15 protein-coding genes are annotated in these 14,566 nt (G+C 51.8%); 5 read left to right on the top strand and 10 right to left on the bottom strand.

What is annotated here, in order from left to right; genetic code table 11:
- Positions 1–196 precede the first annotated feature (196 nt).
- The 3 genes from aas to KKH3_RS15950 are packed head-to-tail and all read left to right on the top strand — an operon-like array spanning position 197 to position 4,108.
- Positions 197–2,368: a bifunctional acyl-ACP--phospholipid O-acyltransferase/long-chain-fatty-acid--ACP ligase gene (aas, locus tag KKH3_RS15960; RefSeq protein ID WP_039361379.1), complete on the top strand. Its 2,172-nt coding sequence runs from the start codon at positions 197–199 to the stop codon at positions 2,366–2,368.
- Positions 2,365–3,594 (top strand): lysophospholipid transporter LplT, encoded by a 1,230-nt coding sequence (gene lplT / locus KKH3_RS15955; RefSeq protein ID WP_039361378.1) that lies wholly within the window; start codon positions 2,365–2,367, stop codon positions 3,592–3,594. Before aas ends, lplT begins: the two co-directional genes overlap by 4 nt.
- 58 nt (positions 3,595–3,652) lie before the next feature.
- Positions 3,653–4,108, top strand: a complete 456-nt coding sequence (locus KKH3_RS15950) for a GNAT family N-acetyltransferase (RefSeq protein WP_039361377.1) — start codon at positions 3,653–3,655, stop codon at positions 4,106–4,108.
- A gap of 72 nt (positions 4,109–4,180) precedes the next feature.
- Here the strand turns inward: KKH3_RS15950 and KKH3_RS21900 are convergent, their stop codons facing one another.
- Entirely contained in the window at positions 4,181–4,309 is a 129-nt protein-coding gene (locus KKH3_RS21900) for an entericidin A/B family lipoprotein (protein WP_039347108.1), read from the bottom strand.
- An 800-nt stretch (positions 4,310–5,109) separates the two neighbouring features.
- Here KKH3_RS21900 and KKH3_RS15945 point away from each other — a divergent pair.
- Complete coding sequence (locus tag KKH3_RS15945; protein ID WP_039361376.1) at positions 5,110–6,432, top strand: hypothetical protein; 1,323 nt, start codon at positions 5,110–5,112, stop codon at positions 6,430–6,432.
- Between the two features lie 151 nt (positions 6,433–6,583).
- On the opposite strand, the gene KKH3_RS15940 is transcribed toward KKH3_RS15945, so the two are convergent.
- The 8 genes from KKH3_RS15940 to KKH3_RS15910 all read right to left on the bottom strand — a co-directional run bounded on the left by KKH3_RS15940 (position 6,584) and on the right by KKH3_RS15910 (position 11,644).
- Positions 6,584–6,922, bottom strand: coding sequence for a type II toxin-antitoxin system RelE/ParE family toxin (locus KKH3_RS15940; RefSeq protein ID WP_052201355.1), 339 nt, complete (start codon positions 6,920–6,922; stop codon positions 6,584–6,586).
- Positions 6,873–7,136, bottom strand: coding sequence for a type II toxin-antitoxin system ParD family antitoxin (locus KKH3_RS21895; protein ID WP_226293727.1), 264 nt, complete (start codon positions 7,134–7,136; stop codon positions 6,873–6,875). Before KKH3_RS21895 ends, KKH3_RS15940 begins: the two co-directional genes overlap by 50 nt.
- A gap of 225 nt (positions 7,137–7,361) precedes the next feature.
- On the bottom strand, positions 7,362–8,504 hold the full coding sequence (gene hemW, locus KKH3_RS15935; RefSeq protein WP_039361375.1) for a radical SAM family heme chaperone HemW: 1,143 nt from the start codon (positions 8,502–8,504) through the stop codon (positions 7,362–7,364).
- Positions 8,497–9,090 (bottom strand): XTP/dITP diphosphatase, encoded by a 594-nt coding sequence (locus KKH3_RS15930; protein ID WP_039361368.1) that lies wholly within the window; start codon positions 9,088–9,090, stop codon positions 8,497–8,499. Before KKH3_RS15930 ends, hemW begins: the two co-directional genes overlap by 8 nt.
- A 31-nt stretch (positions 9,091–9,121) precedes the next feature.
- A complete protein-coding gene (yggU, locus tag KKH3_RS15925; RefSeq protein WP_010295005.1) occupies positions 9,122–9,412 on the bottom strand; it encodes a DUF167 family protein YggU in 291 nt (96 codons plus the stop codon).
- Entirely contained in the window at positions 9,409–9,963 is a 555-nt protein-coding gene (locus KKH3_RS15920) for a YggT family protein (protein ID WP_010295003.1), read from the bottom strand. Before KKH3_RS15920 ends, yggU begins: the two co-directional genes overlap by 4 nt.
- A gap of 49 nt (positions 9,964–10,012) precedes the next feature.
- Positions 10,013–10,834 carry a pyrroline-5-carboxylate reductase gene (gene proC, locus KKH3_RS15915; protein WP_039362521.1) on the bottom strand — a complete coding sequence of 274 codons (822 nt, stop codon included), beginning with the start codon at positions 10,832–10,834 and terminating at the stop codon, positions 10,013–10,015.
- A 96-nt stretch (positions 10,835–10,930) separates the two neighbouring features.
- Complete coding sequence (locus KKH3_RS15910) at positions 10,931–11,644, bottom strand: YggS family pyridoxal phosphate-dependent enzyme (RefSeq protein WP_039361351.1); 714 nt, start codon at positions 11,642–11,644, stop codon at positions 10,931–10,933.
- Between the two features lie 21 nt (positions 11,645–11,665).
- On the opposite strand from KKH3_RS15910, the gene KKH3_RS15905 reads away from it, so the two are divergent.
- Positions 11,666–12,682 (top strand): type IV pilus twitching motility protein PilT, encoded by a 1,017-nt coding sequence (locus KKH3_RS15905; RefSeq protein WP_039361349.1) that lies wholly within the window; start codon positions 11,666–11,668, stop codon positions 12,680–12,682.
- Here the strand turns inward: KKH3_RS15905 and KKH3_RS15900 are convergent.
- Positions 12,651–14,477 (bottom strand): sensor domain-containing diguanylate cyclase, encoded by a 1,827-nt coding sequence (locus KKH3_RS15900; protein ID WP_039361347.1) that lies wholly within the window; start codon positions 14,475–14,477, stop codon positions 12,651–12,653. The two genes, KKH3_RS15905 and KKH3_RS15900, sit on opposite strands and share 32 nt — an antisense overlap.
- Positions 14,478–14,566 lie beyond the last annotated feature (89 nt).

The following is a 14,566-nucleotide window of genomic DNA, read 5'->3' as shown; positions in this document are numbered from 1 at the left end:
GCCAGAATAAGAATGAGACGGGAAGGGTTATGCTTATTCAGAGTATATAACCTTTATTGTCATGATTTTTTACATGCAGGTTATGATATGCAAAGAAATAGTATAATACCCTTTGTTCTGTGCCGATCGCGATGTACGGATATCACGAGAGATCGGCCGAAGGATCAATCCATTTATCTGTCTATTGGGAGAAGGCATGATTCATACTCTGTTACGTTGGGTATTCCAGCGTCTGTATCGCATCCGGATCGAGGGCGACAGCAGCCAGTTTCAGCAATCCAAATTGCTCATCACCCCGAATCACGTTTCGTTCCTTGATGGCGTTTTGCTGGCGTTATTCTTACCGATAAAGCCCGTTTTTGCCGTGTACTCTTCCATCTCCGATCGCTGGTTTATGCGCTGGCTGAAGCCTTACATCGATTTTGTGCCGTTAGATCCCACCAAGCCTCTGGCGATCAAAGGGTTAATCAAGGTGATCGAGCGCGGTCAGCCCGTCGTGGTTTTCCCGGAAGGGCGTATCAGCATCACCGGATCGCTGATGAAGATTTACAGTGGCGCGGCGTTTGTCGCGGCGAAATCCGGTGCAACGATTATCCCCGTACGGATTGATGGGGCAGAGTTCACGCCGTTTGGTCGGCTGGCAGGTGTATTTAAACGCCGCTGTCTCCCGCAGATTACGATTACGTATTTGCCACCGACCACGTTGCCAATGCCGGAAGCCAGCAGCGCCAGAGCTCGCCGCGCATTGGCTGGTGAGCACTTGCACCAGATTATGATGAAAGCGCGGATGGAAACACGTCCGCAGCATACGCTGTATCAGGCCTTTCTGGCAGCGAGAACCCGCTACGGACGGCGCACCCCCAGCATTGCCGACATCTCCTTCAACGAAGATAGCTATCAGGGGTTATTGAAAAAATCGCTGGGCGTGTCGCGTATTTTGCAGCGCTTCACCCGCGCCGATGAACATGTTGGCATGCTGTTGCCCAATGCGACGATCACTGCCGCATCTATCCTGGGCGCATCGCTGCGCAACCGTATTCCTGCCATGCTGAATTACACCGCGGGTGCCAAAGGGCTGCAAAGCGCGATGAAAGCGGCGGGGATCAAAACGATCGTCACATCTCGTCAGTTTCTTGAAAAAGGCAAATTGACGGATCTGCCAAAGCAGGTCGGCGAGGCCAACTGGGTTTATCTGGAGGATTTGAAAGACACGGTGACGCTGACCGATAAACTATGGATCCTGTTTCATCTGCTGTTTCCTGCCCGCGCGATGCTGCCGCAGAAACCTGACGATGCGGCTATCGTGCTGTTTACCTCCGGTTCCGAGGGCAATCCGAAAGGCGTTGTGCATTCCCATGACAGCCTGCTGGCGAACGTTGAGCAGATTCGCACTGTGGCGGATTTCACCCCACGCGACCGCTTTATGTCTGCGCTGCCGCTGTTCCATGCGTTTGGCCTGACGGTGGGGCTGTTAACGCCGCTAATGACCGGCGCCCGCGTGTTCCTTTATCCCAGCCCGTTGCACTATCGCATTGTGCCGGAGCTGGTTTATGACCAGAACTGCACCGTGCTGTTCGGGACGTCAACGTTCTTAGGCAACTACGCGCGCTTTGCTCATCCGTATGATTTTGCTCGTCTGCGCTATGTGGTTGCGGGGGCAGAAAAACTGTCTGAAACCACGCGTCAGGTTTGGCAGGATAAATTTGGTATCCGCATTTTGGAAGGATACGGCGTGACTGAATGCGCGCCAGTAGTGGCGATCAACGTACCGATGGCGACGAAAATCCATTCCGTCGGCCTGTTATTACCGGAAATCGAAGCGCGTTTGATTACAGTGCCGGGCATCACGCGCGGTGGCCGTCTGCAACTGCGCGGGCCGAATATCATGAAAGGCTATCTGCGGGTGGAAAATCCCGGCGTGCTCGAAGCGCCTGCGGCAGAAAACGCACAAGGCGAGTTGCAGCAGGGCTGGTATGACACGGGCGATATCGTCGAGCTGGATGAAAGAGGTTTCTGCACCATCATCGGCCGCGTGAAGCGCTTTGCCAAGCTGGCGGGGGAGATGGTCTCGCTGGAAAGCGTGGAACAACTGGCGGTGAAGGTGTCGCCAGAAGCGCAGCATGCGGCCAGTGCGAAAAGTGACAGCAGCAAAGGCGAAGCGTTGGTGCTGTTTACGACGGACAACCAGATCACTCGTGACGTGCTATTGGCACAGGCGCGTAGCAGCGGTGTACCGGAACTGGCGGTGCCGCGCGATATTCGCTATGTGAAAGCTTTACCGCTACTCGGCAGCGGCAAGCCTGACTTTGTCACGCTGCGCCAGATGGCCGAAGAGTCCGTAACTACCATGTCGGAGCACAATGCATGAGTCAACAGACTGAACCCGCGACGCCTTTGCTGTCGCGCAGTATGAGTGCGGTGATTATCGCGCAGTTCTTCTCCGCGTTTGGCGATAATGCGCTGCTGTTTGCCACGCTAGCGCTGATCAAACAGCTGGTGTATCCCGACTGGAGCCAACCGTTTTTGCAGATGGGGTTTGTTGCTGCGTACATCATTCTGGCACCGTTTGTCGGGCAAATTGCGGATAGCTTCTCCAAAGGGCAGGTGATGATGTTCGCCAATACCCTGAAGCTGGCGGGGGCGCTGCTGATTTGCGTGGGCGGGAATCCGTTTCTGGGATACACGCTGGTGGGGATCGGTGCCGCCGCCTATTCACCAGCGAAATACGGCATTCTGGGTGAGATCACGCGCGGCGATCAGTTGGTCAAGGCCAATGGGCTGATGGAAGCCTCGACGATTGCGGCGATCCTGACCGGTTCCGTGGCAGGGGGCGTGCTGGCGGACTGGAACATTTACGGGGCGCTGTCGGTTTGTGCGGTGGCGTACGGCGTGGCGCTGGGGGCGAATATGCTGATTCCTCGTCTCAACGCGGCACGACCAGGGCAGCCGTGGCACCCTGTGCAGATGGCGAGCAGCTTCTTTTCTGCCTGTCGGGTGCTGTGGCGCGATGGTGATGCCAGGCTGTCGCTGATTGGCACCAGTATGTTCTGGGGGGCGGGCGTCACGCTGCGCTTTCTTCTGGTGCTGTGGGTGCCGCATGCGCTCGGTATTACCGACAATGCGACGCCGACGCTGCTTAACGCGATGGTCGCGGTAGGCATCGTGGTGGGAGCCGGGGCGGCGGCGAAACTGGTGACCCTCGATAGCGTACGGCGCTGCCTGCCTGCGGGCTTCCTGATCGGCGTGGTGGTGGTGATTTTCACGCTTCAGCATAACCTCATGAGCGCCTACTCGCTGCTAATTCTGCTGGGGGCGCTGGGTGGGTTCTTTATCGTCCCGCTAAATGCGCTGTTACAGGAACGTGGTAAGGCCAGCGTCGGTGCGGGGAATGCGATCGCTGTACAGAATTTGGGTGAGAACGGCGCTATGCTGTTAATGCTGGGGCTCTATTCTCTGGTGGTGAAACTGGGTGTGTCGGTCATCGCCATCGGAATCGGCTTTGGCGTATTGTTTGCGCTGGCGATTGCGTTGCTGTGGATATGGCTGATTTTTGCTAAGCGCCGCGATCGTTCCATCGGCGCAGCTAAAGAATAAACGTCTGGTGTAATAAACGTCTGGTGTAATAAACGTATTGTGTAAGAGGGATGGGTGAATGAGTCTGATATGGCATGACTGGGATGTGGCAGACCTTAACGTGTATTCACTGCATGACATATTGGCGCTGCGCAATCAGGTATTCGTGGTTGAGCAAACCTGCCCCTATCTGGATATTGATGGCCGCGATCTGGTGGACGGCAATCGCCATATTACGGCGTACCGTGACGGCAAGCTGGCCGCATGCGCCCGATTGCTCGCGCCCCATCCGAACAACGATGTGGTGACGATTGGGCGCGTGATTGTCGCGCCGCATGCCCGCGGGCAACATCTGGGGCATCAATTGATGGAACACACGCTGATTGCCTGCGCACGCCACTGGCCGCAAAAGCATCTGTTCCTGTCTGCGCAGGCTCACCTGCAAGCGTTCTACGGCGCGTTCGGCTTTGTGGCGACCGGTGAGGAGTACGACGAAGACGGCATTCCGCATATTGATATGCTGTCGGTGTTCTGAGGGATATCGTGCCAGCGGTGTAAAGAAAAAACCGGCTAACGTATTGCCGGTTTTTTGTTGTCTGACGGAGGGTTAGCTAGCAGCGTGCGAAATTTTACTACCCAGCTTCTGCACATCTTGGCCAAAACCACGCGTGGTGTTACAGCCGCTCAATGTTGCTGTGACCAGCAACGCTACTACGATTGTTGTTATACGTTTCATCATCGTTACCCGCAGGTTGTTGATACAGAGCGTGATAGGTCTCTACTGTGTCATAACCGCAGGTCAAAATTCAATCCTCGAGAGCCCTGAACCAGCTGATATTGTTTGAGATTATGTTGCTGCTGATGTGTATTCGCTCAGGCCTGAGTTGGTACGGTTACGGCATGGGGCTAAATCTAATCTGACGGCAGTTTTGTGCCAAAAGCCGACCAATCTCCCGTTAACTAATGCATGTTGAATTTGCGCTTAAAACGTTGTGCTGGCTTTAATATTTATTCTAAATGCCCGCCAGTCATCCCGTGCATATCCATTATAGATGCGCAGAAGTCATCACGGTCTTTTTTGGGCAATATGGACAGAGAAAGTGCCGGAAACGGCCTACCCGCTTCATAATGGCCCTGAGGGGGACGGCGAAAGTATCCTATTGAAAAAAACGTGAGTAGGTTGTTTAAAATAGGTACGTCAAATGATGATTTGTTAGTTGATTTCTCAGATATTACGGAGATGCCTACTTAATAACTGTTATGTGTTTAGGAAAAACTAGAACTTATAGTGAAATTGTAACTAGGGTAAAGTGCGAATTAGAAAGGTGTAGTTTTGATGCGAATGAATATGTTCAATTATGCAAAACTCACCATGAAGGAAAACTGGAGGGATTGTGTGGTATGAGTTTTATAAAAATAAGAATTCCTATTTTGAAAAACGCATAGCAGTAATTGTAGTCGCCCACAATTATGCTGTGCCTTTGCTGCTAAGCAGCGCCGAACCCTAAATTAGGCGTTAAATGCGCAAGGAAGCTCGTGGATATTCTAAATGATCGAGAGATTGCAATTGCGTTATGGATTCTAGCAATTTCGGTTTACATTTTTTTTTCCTCAAAAATGGCGGAGGCCAGAAGTGCCTTCAAAGGCGTCTTAGAGGCTTTATTTGTTAGACAAATAATTTCCGTCTTTTGCTTGATGGTTGCTTACATGGCAATTGTAATTTACTGGCTTTATGAGTTGAAATTATGGAATTTTGAACAGCTAAAAAATACTGTTTTTTGGTCCATTTCTGTTGGTTTTATGTCGCTATTTAATCTTGAGAAAATTAAAAGAGATAAGGATTTTTTCAAGTGCTCAGTTTTAGATAACTTGAAACTATTAGCGATTCTTCAATTTGTCGTTGGTGTATATACTTTCTCTCTTTGGGTCGAAACCCTATTAGTCCCTGTTTTAGCATTATTGGGAGCTATGCTAGCTATTGCTGAAACCAACAGAAAAAATCATCAGGTAAAGATTCTTCTAGAATATTTCCTATCTTCATTCGGGGTAGTCTTAATCATTTACACTTTGTACATGTTAATGACCGATTTTGGTGAGTTTGGGAAAGAAAAAACTGCATACGACTTCTTTGTTCCCCCATTGCTGACTCTCTGTTACTTACCATTCGTTTTCTTTATGTTGGTTTATTCAACATATGAGCAGGTCTCTGTTCGCCTTAGATTTTCAATAAAGAACCGGTTCCATAGATATTTGGCTAAATTCTATGCGTTTATATTGTTTAATGTCCGGCTCAGCCTGCTAGAGCGATGGTCATTTCATGTCGCCAAAACAAACATAGAATCATACTCGGATCTGATTGATACCTTTAAATATATATTTAAAGCGAGATATTCTGAGAAAAATCCAAAGGAAGTGCCACCAAATCAAGGTTGGAGTCCTTATAAAGCCAAAGAATTTCTCGTAAACGAAGGGTTGAGTACTGGATTCTACAATAGATCTTTCGAAGAAGAATGGTTTGCATCATCCCCAATGGAAAAATTTAGCGATGGTATTATCCCGGACAATATCGCTTATTATGTTAAAGGTTCTGAAGACGTTGCAAAAGTACTGAAGCTTGAAGTGAACGTGAATGATTCTTCCAGAACCTATCAGGCATGTGAAAAGTTAGAAGCCATGGCAGAAGCTTTGAGTATCTCAAGCTTAAGCCTGCCTTTATCTGAAGAGATGAAACATGCTATTTCAGGTTGTAATTCACATTCTGAGAAAGTTGAGGGTAAAACAATAGCATTGATTGTAGAGCACTGGCCAAATCATAAGTTTAATGGGTTTGATCTCAAATTCCTGATATCAAGCATTTAACAAAGCGCTGCTGTCGGACAAATTTTCTGCAAAGCGCGGTGTTAATGTCTTCTCCTAGCTCATTACAACCTGTCAGATTTAATAGTGTTCTGTCCGCGAAAACGATCAGTTCAAACCTAAGCTAATACTACTTATGGGTGCTGAAAACGTTTCATAGCCACTTAAGATGCCGCGCAATGTCCTGCGACTGATGAAATATTCGAACAACAATGACGCTATCTGTTTCGTACAGAAAAAATAGCGTATGTCTGGCGACGGGAAATGAGTACAAGCCTAGCCCAAGTTCCTTACGTTCAATCCCTATCTTATTGTGCCTGATAGCGGAAAACGCGTGTTCGATGGTTTCCAGATAGGTGTTGGCGCTTTCCTCATTAAAATGCTGTAAACCGTAGATATAAATCGCTTCCAGATCGCGTTGCGCCAGCGGTGTTAGCTTGATTTTATCGGGTGGCTGTTCGCGTCCTGCTTCTGATTTTTTGCAAGAACTCATCTTTATTCCACTCCTGTGGCTCTCCGCTGTTTATCCCTTCAGCGAGTAAATGACGCAGCGTTTGCAGATCTGACTCCGCCTGTTTTTCCCGTAGCATTCTCAGCGCTTCCCGAATGACTTCACTTTGCGTGCGGTAATCGCCTGATTCCACCAGCGATTCCACGTAATGGCGAAGTTCATCTCCAAGGTCAATTGTCATGGTTCTGGCCATCATGCCTCCGGTACTCAGATGTAAGATTTGTTCTTATCAGAAGCGAATAGCGTACTTAACGATGACATCGTCGTCTAGCACAAGGAAAAAGGATTTCCGCACGGCGGACAAGCGGCGCGTGATGGAAAAGGGAGACGGCTCGGAATAAGGTTTGTAAGCATTGCAAAAGAAGAAATAGGGTGGGAAGCTGTGGGCAGGTTTGTCAGAGAAAACCTGCCCACGGAATGATTACTCTTCTTCCGCCAGAAACAGCTCCAGCAGGGAGTTCAGGAACAGTTTGCCGTGTTCGGTGATTTGCCAGTGCGTGGTGGTTTCTGTCAGGTAGCCTTGCGCCAGCGCCTGATCCAACTGCGGGCGGATGCTGTGTTCTTCCAGGCCGGTATATGCCGTGAAATCCTCGCGTGGAGCGGCTTCCAGCAAGCGAAAGCGGTTCATGAAAAACTCGAAAGGCCGATCGTCGTTAGCAACATCGTGTTGTTTATCCAGATACGTGCCCTGCATATAGCCACGAGGATGGCGGACTTTTACCGTGCGCAGAATGCGGCCGTCGCTGAAGGTCAGCTTACCGTGTGCCCCACAGCCAATCCCCAAATAGTCACCGAAACGCCAGTAGTTCAGGTTGTGCTGACACTGGTAGCCCGGCTTGGCATAGGCGGAGGTTTCATATTGCTGGTAGCCCGCGGCACTCAGTAACGCGTGGCCCTGCTCGTAGATGTCCCACAGCGCGTCGTCGTCCGGCAGTGTCGGCGGACGTGAGCTAAACAGCGTATTCGGTTCGATGGTGAGCTGATACCACGATAAGTGCGGCGGGTTAAGCGCAATGGCCTGACGCAGATCGTCCAGCGCTTCGTCCAGCGATTGATCCGGTAAGCCGTGCATCAGATCCAGATTAAAGCTGCGTAATCCCAGACCGGCTGCCAGGTGCGCGGCGCGTTTGGCTTCGTCCGGGCCATGAATACGCCCGAGGCGCGTCAGCTTTTGCGGATCGAAACTCTGCACGCCGATGGAGATACGGTTAATACCCGCGCGCTGATAGCCGCTGAAACGGTCGGCTTCAACCGTTCCGGGATTGGCTTCCATCGTAATTTCGGCATCCGGTGTTAGCGGAATTCTCGCCCGAACGCCGTCGAGCAGCGCCTGCATCGCTTCCGCGCTCAGCAGGCTGGGCGTGCCGCCGCCGATAAAGATCGAGTGCAGTTCACGACCGCTCGCTAGCGGCAAATCGGCATCCAGATCCGCCAGCAGATGATCGACATATTCCTGATGCGGCACGTCGCCTTTCAGCGCGTGAGAGTTGAAGTCGCAATACGGGCATTTCTGTACGCACCACGGAATATGGATGTACAGGCTGAGCGGGGGAAGCTTAAGCATTGCGTAGCGCATCCAGCAGCAGGCGCAACGCCTGACCGCGATGAGACTGTGCGTTCTTCTCTTCACGCGTGAGTTCCGCTGCCGTTTTACCCAGCTCTGGCACGAAGAAGATCGGGTCATAGCCGAAGCCACCGCTGCCTGCCGCTTCATGCGTCAGCACACCCTGCCAGCTACCGTGGCAGACAATTGGCGTTGGGTCGTCAGCGTGGCGCAGATAAACCAGCACGCAGTGAAAGCTGGCGCGGCGCTGTTCATCCGGTACGTCTTTTAGCGTCAGCAGCAGCTTATCGAGATTTTGCTGGTCAGTGGCATCCACACCCGCGTAGCGTGCCGAGTAAATGCCCGGTGCACCGCCCAGCGCATCGACAGCCAGACCGGAATCATCGGCAATCGCTGGTAATCCTGTGATTTGTGCTGCATGGCGTGCTTTCAGGATGGCGTTTTCAATAAAGGTCAGGCCAGTTTCTTCGGCAGAATCCACACCCAGTTCGGTTTGAGCCACAATATCGAGACCGAAATCGGCCAGCAAGCTGGCGAGCTCGCGCACTTTACCGGGGTTTCCGGTAGCCAAAACCACTTTTTGCATCGTCTTGTCCTGCGTATTTATTCAATCGTGTTTATTCAATGAAGCCCGCGACGTCAGCCGGGATGTGTTGCGGATGGGTAATTCTAATCTGTTTATGCCGTCCGAGTTCGCCTTTTTCAATCACGACCAGACTCTTGGCGACCCGAAACTGTTTGGCGAGGAATTTGGTCAGATGGGCATTGGCTTGCCCATCAACCGGCGGAGCGGTGATGGCGACTTTTAGTTCGTCGCCATGCAAACCCACGATCTGATCCCGGCTGGCTTTCGGCTGAATATACAGCCGAATCACCAGCGCATCGCCGTGGCGGGTAATGGCACTCACAGCAGGAACCACAGCCCAGGGAAGAGATCCATGCCCAGATAGTTGAGCATATACAGAATCAGAATCACGGCCATCGCGGAGAAATCGATGCCGCCCATCACCGGAATAATGCGGCGGAGCGGTGCCATCAGCGGTTCGGTCAACTGATGCAGCAGATATTCGATAGGGCTACGACCCTGGCTGACCCAGCTCATAATCGAACGGATGATGATGACCCAGAAAACCAGATAGCCCGCGGATTTAATCAGCGAAATGAGCCCGACCAGCAGGTTCATTGGGCTAAGGGAAATCGCGCCAACCTGAATCAACAACAGTAACGGGTATTTAATCGTTGTGAGAATAAAGGCCAGCAGCAGCGACGCGCTGTCAATCGGCCCTAATGACGGCAGAATGCGGCGCAGCGGCCCGACAATCGGCTGGGTGATTTTGACGACAAACTGCGACAGCGGGTTATAGAAATCGCTGCGTGACCACTGCATCCAGATGCGTAGCAGCAGGACCATTACATAGAGGTCGACCAGCGTTTTGACCAGAAAAGTCAGGGTGAGCATAAGTACGTCTTTTCCTTAATAAGATAAAGAATCGGGGAACTCGCGTTGGTTAAAAAAGCGATTCCATTTCCTGTGCGCGAGCAATTGCCGCCTGCATGGCTTCAGCCACCGTTTGCGTCAACTGCTGTTCGTTAAATACCCGCAACGCTTCTGCCGTGGTGCCGCCCTTGGAAGTGACATTTTCCCGCAGGATCGACAGCGGCGTATCGGGATTGGCTTCAACCAGTGCGGCAGCGCCGGACGCGGCCTGTTGCACCAGTAGGCGAGCCGTTGCCTGGCTGAACCCCTGACGGATGGCTTCCTGCTGCATCGCTTCCATAAACAGGAAGAAATAGGCCGGTGCGCTGCCTGCCGCGGCGATCACGCCGTTAATACCTTGTTCGCTATCCACCCAGCAAATTTTACCGACGCTCTGCATCAGCTGTGCGGTGAAGTCTTTATCTGCCTGACTAACGGCGGCGGGGGCATACATCCCGCTCATACCTTTGCCGACCAGAGACGGCGTGTTTGGCATAATTCGCACGATATTCAGTGGTTCACCCAGCAGTGCCTGAAAACGGGCGATGTTGATACCTGCCGCAATCGAAAGCACCAGCTTACCGCTGAAATTGACCTGTTCACGTAGTGGTTCGCACACCGTTGCCATCATCTGCGGTTTAACGGCCAGCACAATGACGTCTGCTTCCTGAGCGCAGCGTGCATTGTCCGCGCTGCTGACGATGCCATACTGTGCGGCCAGCGCATCACGGTTTTTACCCGAGGGCGCGCAGACGCTGATGTGTTGAGCGGGATAACCGCCATTGACCAATCCGGCGATAATGGCCTGCGCCATATTTCCGGCACCAATAAACGCTATTTTACGTTGTTGCATCTGCATTATCGCTGATCACCTGTTCCGTTTGTATTCTGTCAAAGATGACGTGCCGTTCAGCGCGTACTCTGCTGTTTATGCGCCCTTTACTGACTGTTATACGCTTTTGGCTGAATAGTCGCGCGCGCCAAAAATTGCCGTACCAATGCGCACCAGCGTGCTGCCCGCGGTAATTGCCGCGCGCATGTCGTCCGTCATCCCCATAGAAAGTGTATCAATTTGCGGATGGTTTGCAGACAACGTTTGGAACAGCGCGGCCATTTGCTTGAAAACAGCCAACTGCTTCTCGTAATCGGTTTCCGGTGCTGGAATCGCCATCAGCCCACGCAGTCGCAGGTTGGGCAGTGCGGCGACGCTGGCGGCAAGCTCCGCGAGTTCATCGACCATAATGCCGGATTTGCTCGCTTCGCCGCTGATATTAATCTGCAACAGAACGTTTAACGGCGGCAAGGCGGTTGGGCGCTGTTCACTCAGACGCTGCGCGATACGCAGGCGATCCACGGTGTGAAACCAGTCAAAATGCTCAGCCACCAGCCGACTTTTGTTTGACTGTAACGGGCCGATAAAGTGCCATTCCAGTGGCGTAGTCGGATGGTTTTCCTGGAAATAATGAATCTTCTCCACGCCTTCCTGAACATAGTTCTCGCCAAACGCTCTTTGCCCTGCCGCGATGGCTTCTTCGATCGCGCTCACAGGTTTGGTTTTACTGACTGCAAGCAGCGTAATTTCTTCTGGCGCTCGCGCGCAATGCGCAGCGGCGGTGGCGATTTGCTGCCGGATGTCCTGTAGATTCTGCTGGATTGTCATCATGGTTGTTCAGGAGGTTAATCTATGGAATTGGATGAGTGGATAGCGCGTAGTGTAAAACATAATGCCTCGGATCTGCACCTTTGTAGCGGCCACCCGCCGGTGTTGCGCGTGGATGGGCGGCTACAGCCTGAAAATACCTTACCACGTTTAACGCCAGATCAAGTGGCGCAATGGTGCGATGCCTGGCTCGAACCGGCTCAGAGCGAACAACTTCGGCAAGCCGGTCAGGTGGATGGGGCATTAATGTTGCCCGATGGACAGCGCCTGCGGGTGAATGTGTTTCGCCAGCGTGAGGGGCTGTCTGCGGCGCTGCGCGTTATCCCGTCCGTTCAACCGTCATTGGATGCATTACATGCGCCACTCGTTTTCTCTACGCTGCTGGAAAAACCGAACGGACTGATCCTGATTACCGGTGCGACGGGGAGCGGCAAATCCACGACGCTGGCGGCAATGCTTGGGGCGTTAAACGACAGCTGCGATCGCCATGTGATTACGCTGGAGGATCCGAGCGAGTTTCTCCATGCCAGCCGACGCTGTTTGATTCAACAGCGGGAGATCGGTGCGCACAGCGTGTCGTTTGCGCAGGCACTACGAGCCGCATTGCGGGAAGATCCCGATGTCATTCTGCTGGGAGAACTGCGCGATACGGAGACAATTCGGCTGGCGCTGACGGCGGCAGAAACCGGCCATCTGGTGTTGTCGACGCTGCATACACGTAGCGCGGCGCAGGCAGTCGATCGTCTAATTGACGTCTTTCCCGGTGAAGAGAAAGCCTATGTTCGCAGCCAGTTAGCTACCTGTTTGCAGGCGGTGGTGACGCAAAAACTGTTATCTGCCGCGCGAGGGGGACGAATCGCGCTTTATGAAGTACTGACCGCCACTGCGGCAGTCAGCAACCTGATTCGGGAAGGGAAAACGCACCAGCTCCCCGGCCTGATTCAGACGGGAGCCGTTGCGGGAATGCAAACGTTTGAGCAAAGCTACCAGCAGCGCTGTCAGGATGGGCTTATTTCACGCAGTTGCGCCCTTGCCGTTTAGCCGCATAGAGGTTTTCATCGGCTAACTGAATCCAGTCTTCAACCGAAGCAAGGCCGGAACGATAGGCGGCAATGCCTGCGCTAATTGTGAAATGCAGATTCTGGCAATCGTATTCCAGACTATGCTGCTCAATGGCTTGTCGAATACGCTCAATCGTTACCACTGCCGTTTGATAAGCGACATCTTTTAACAGAATAATGAATTCTTCACCCCCAAGGCGGGCGACCAGATCTTCCTGACGCAGCGACATGCGCATGAGCATGGCCAGCTCTTTCAGGACGGCATCGCCAGCCAAATGGCCGTATTGATCGTTAATGTTTTTGAATAAATCGATATCGATAATCACCAGACAGCCTTTGTCCGTGTGCTGGCTTTGCTGCTTGAGTAGAAAAAAGGCGCTAGCCTGCTCGAAGAAGCTACTGCGATTCGGTAGTCCGGTAAGAAAATCATGTCCCGCGTTAAAGCGCAGGGAGGCTTCTATTTGTGTGCGTTCATCCTCAAGTGAACGCGCATGAATAATGATGCCGAGCGTTTTCACCAGCGGTGCCAGTAACGCGATCATCGTTTGGTCGTAACCTTCACGGCGGTTAGCCAGCGCGATCATCCCGATCGCTTTGCCGTTGTGGGTAATAGGAATCCCGAGCAGGGAATACAGGGCGGGATGGATGGGGGGAAGATCCCGGCCAGCCTTTTGCCTCAGCAGATTATTGGTGCACACCACCGTATTGTGGGTAACCACATGGCCAAACAAGTTATCCAGTTTACGGAGCCTCAGGCCACCGTGGGTTTTACGCTGGTTTCTGTACCATGCCAGGGTTTCTTCATCCCAGGCAAGATTGGATATCGCGGGAAGATAGAGCGACTGGCCGTCTTCATCTTCCTGCAATGTGGCGATGAAGCCGAAGGTGCTATTGGTGACGCTGAGTAGCCGCTCAAAGACTTTATCGCAGGCGGAAGGCAAATTGTGGTCGAGCAGAAAGCTGTCGTGGACTGACAGCAGGATATCGAGAATGATGCCTTGCTGATGGGCTTTCTTTTCGGTTTCGACGTTTTGCGTGATGTTGTGAGCATATTTAATGATTTTTCTTACATTACCGTCACTATCCATGATTGGGCTGTAGGTCGCTTGTATCCAGTATGAATGGCTGTCTTTGCCCAGCCGGTGGAAGCGCCCGCTGATCGGGTGGCCGCGATGCAAGGTTTCCCAAAACGTTTGGTAGTCTGCTTGTTCGGTATCTGCGGGGTTGCAGAGTAACCTGTGATGCTGACCGAGTAATTCCTTTTCCTCATAGCCTGTCAGCACCAGATAATGTTTATTGATGTGGGTGATATAGCCGTCTTTATCAAACTCGATAACGCCCTGCGCGTTCTCAATCGCATCCAACTGTGCGCGATGCTCTGACACGAGACGTTTTTCCTGCGTAATATCCGTTGCCAGCTTTATGATGCCGATACGTCGGCCTTTGTCATCGATAATTGGCGTATAAGCAGCATGGAGCCAAATAATTTCTCCTTTTTGCGTTTTGCGCTGGAATTCGCCTGCGTTGATATTTCCTTTCACCACATCGTGCCAGAAATGATCGTGTTTTTGGCGCTGTGCTTCTGGCAGAAAAAATGTATGATTTTTCTGAATAATATCTTCTTTTTTATAGCCCAGCATTTTGCAAAAAAGAGGATTGGCCTCAACCAGTTTTCCTGCCAGATCGAATTCGGCAATGGCATAAATGGAATCAAGCGCGTGTAGTTTGGCTTCACTGTCAAACCTGGTAATCAAATCAACTGACTGATTATTCATGTTTATCTCTGCCTATATTCTTTCTGTCTTTATCCTTGATTCGCTATTGTCAGAGGCGTCATTTTATCGTGATGCCGTCTGTGGTGTTA

Origin of the sequence: Pectobacterium actinidiae, assembly GCF_000803315.1 — a bacterium.
Taxonomy (GTDB): Bacteria; Pseudomonadota; Gammaproteobacteria; order Enterobacterales; family Enterobacteriaceae; genus Pectobacterium; species Pectobacterium actinidiae.
The sequence above is the reverse complement of the archived record's forward strand: the minus strand, read 5'-3'. Positions and strand labels throughout refer to the sequence as shown.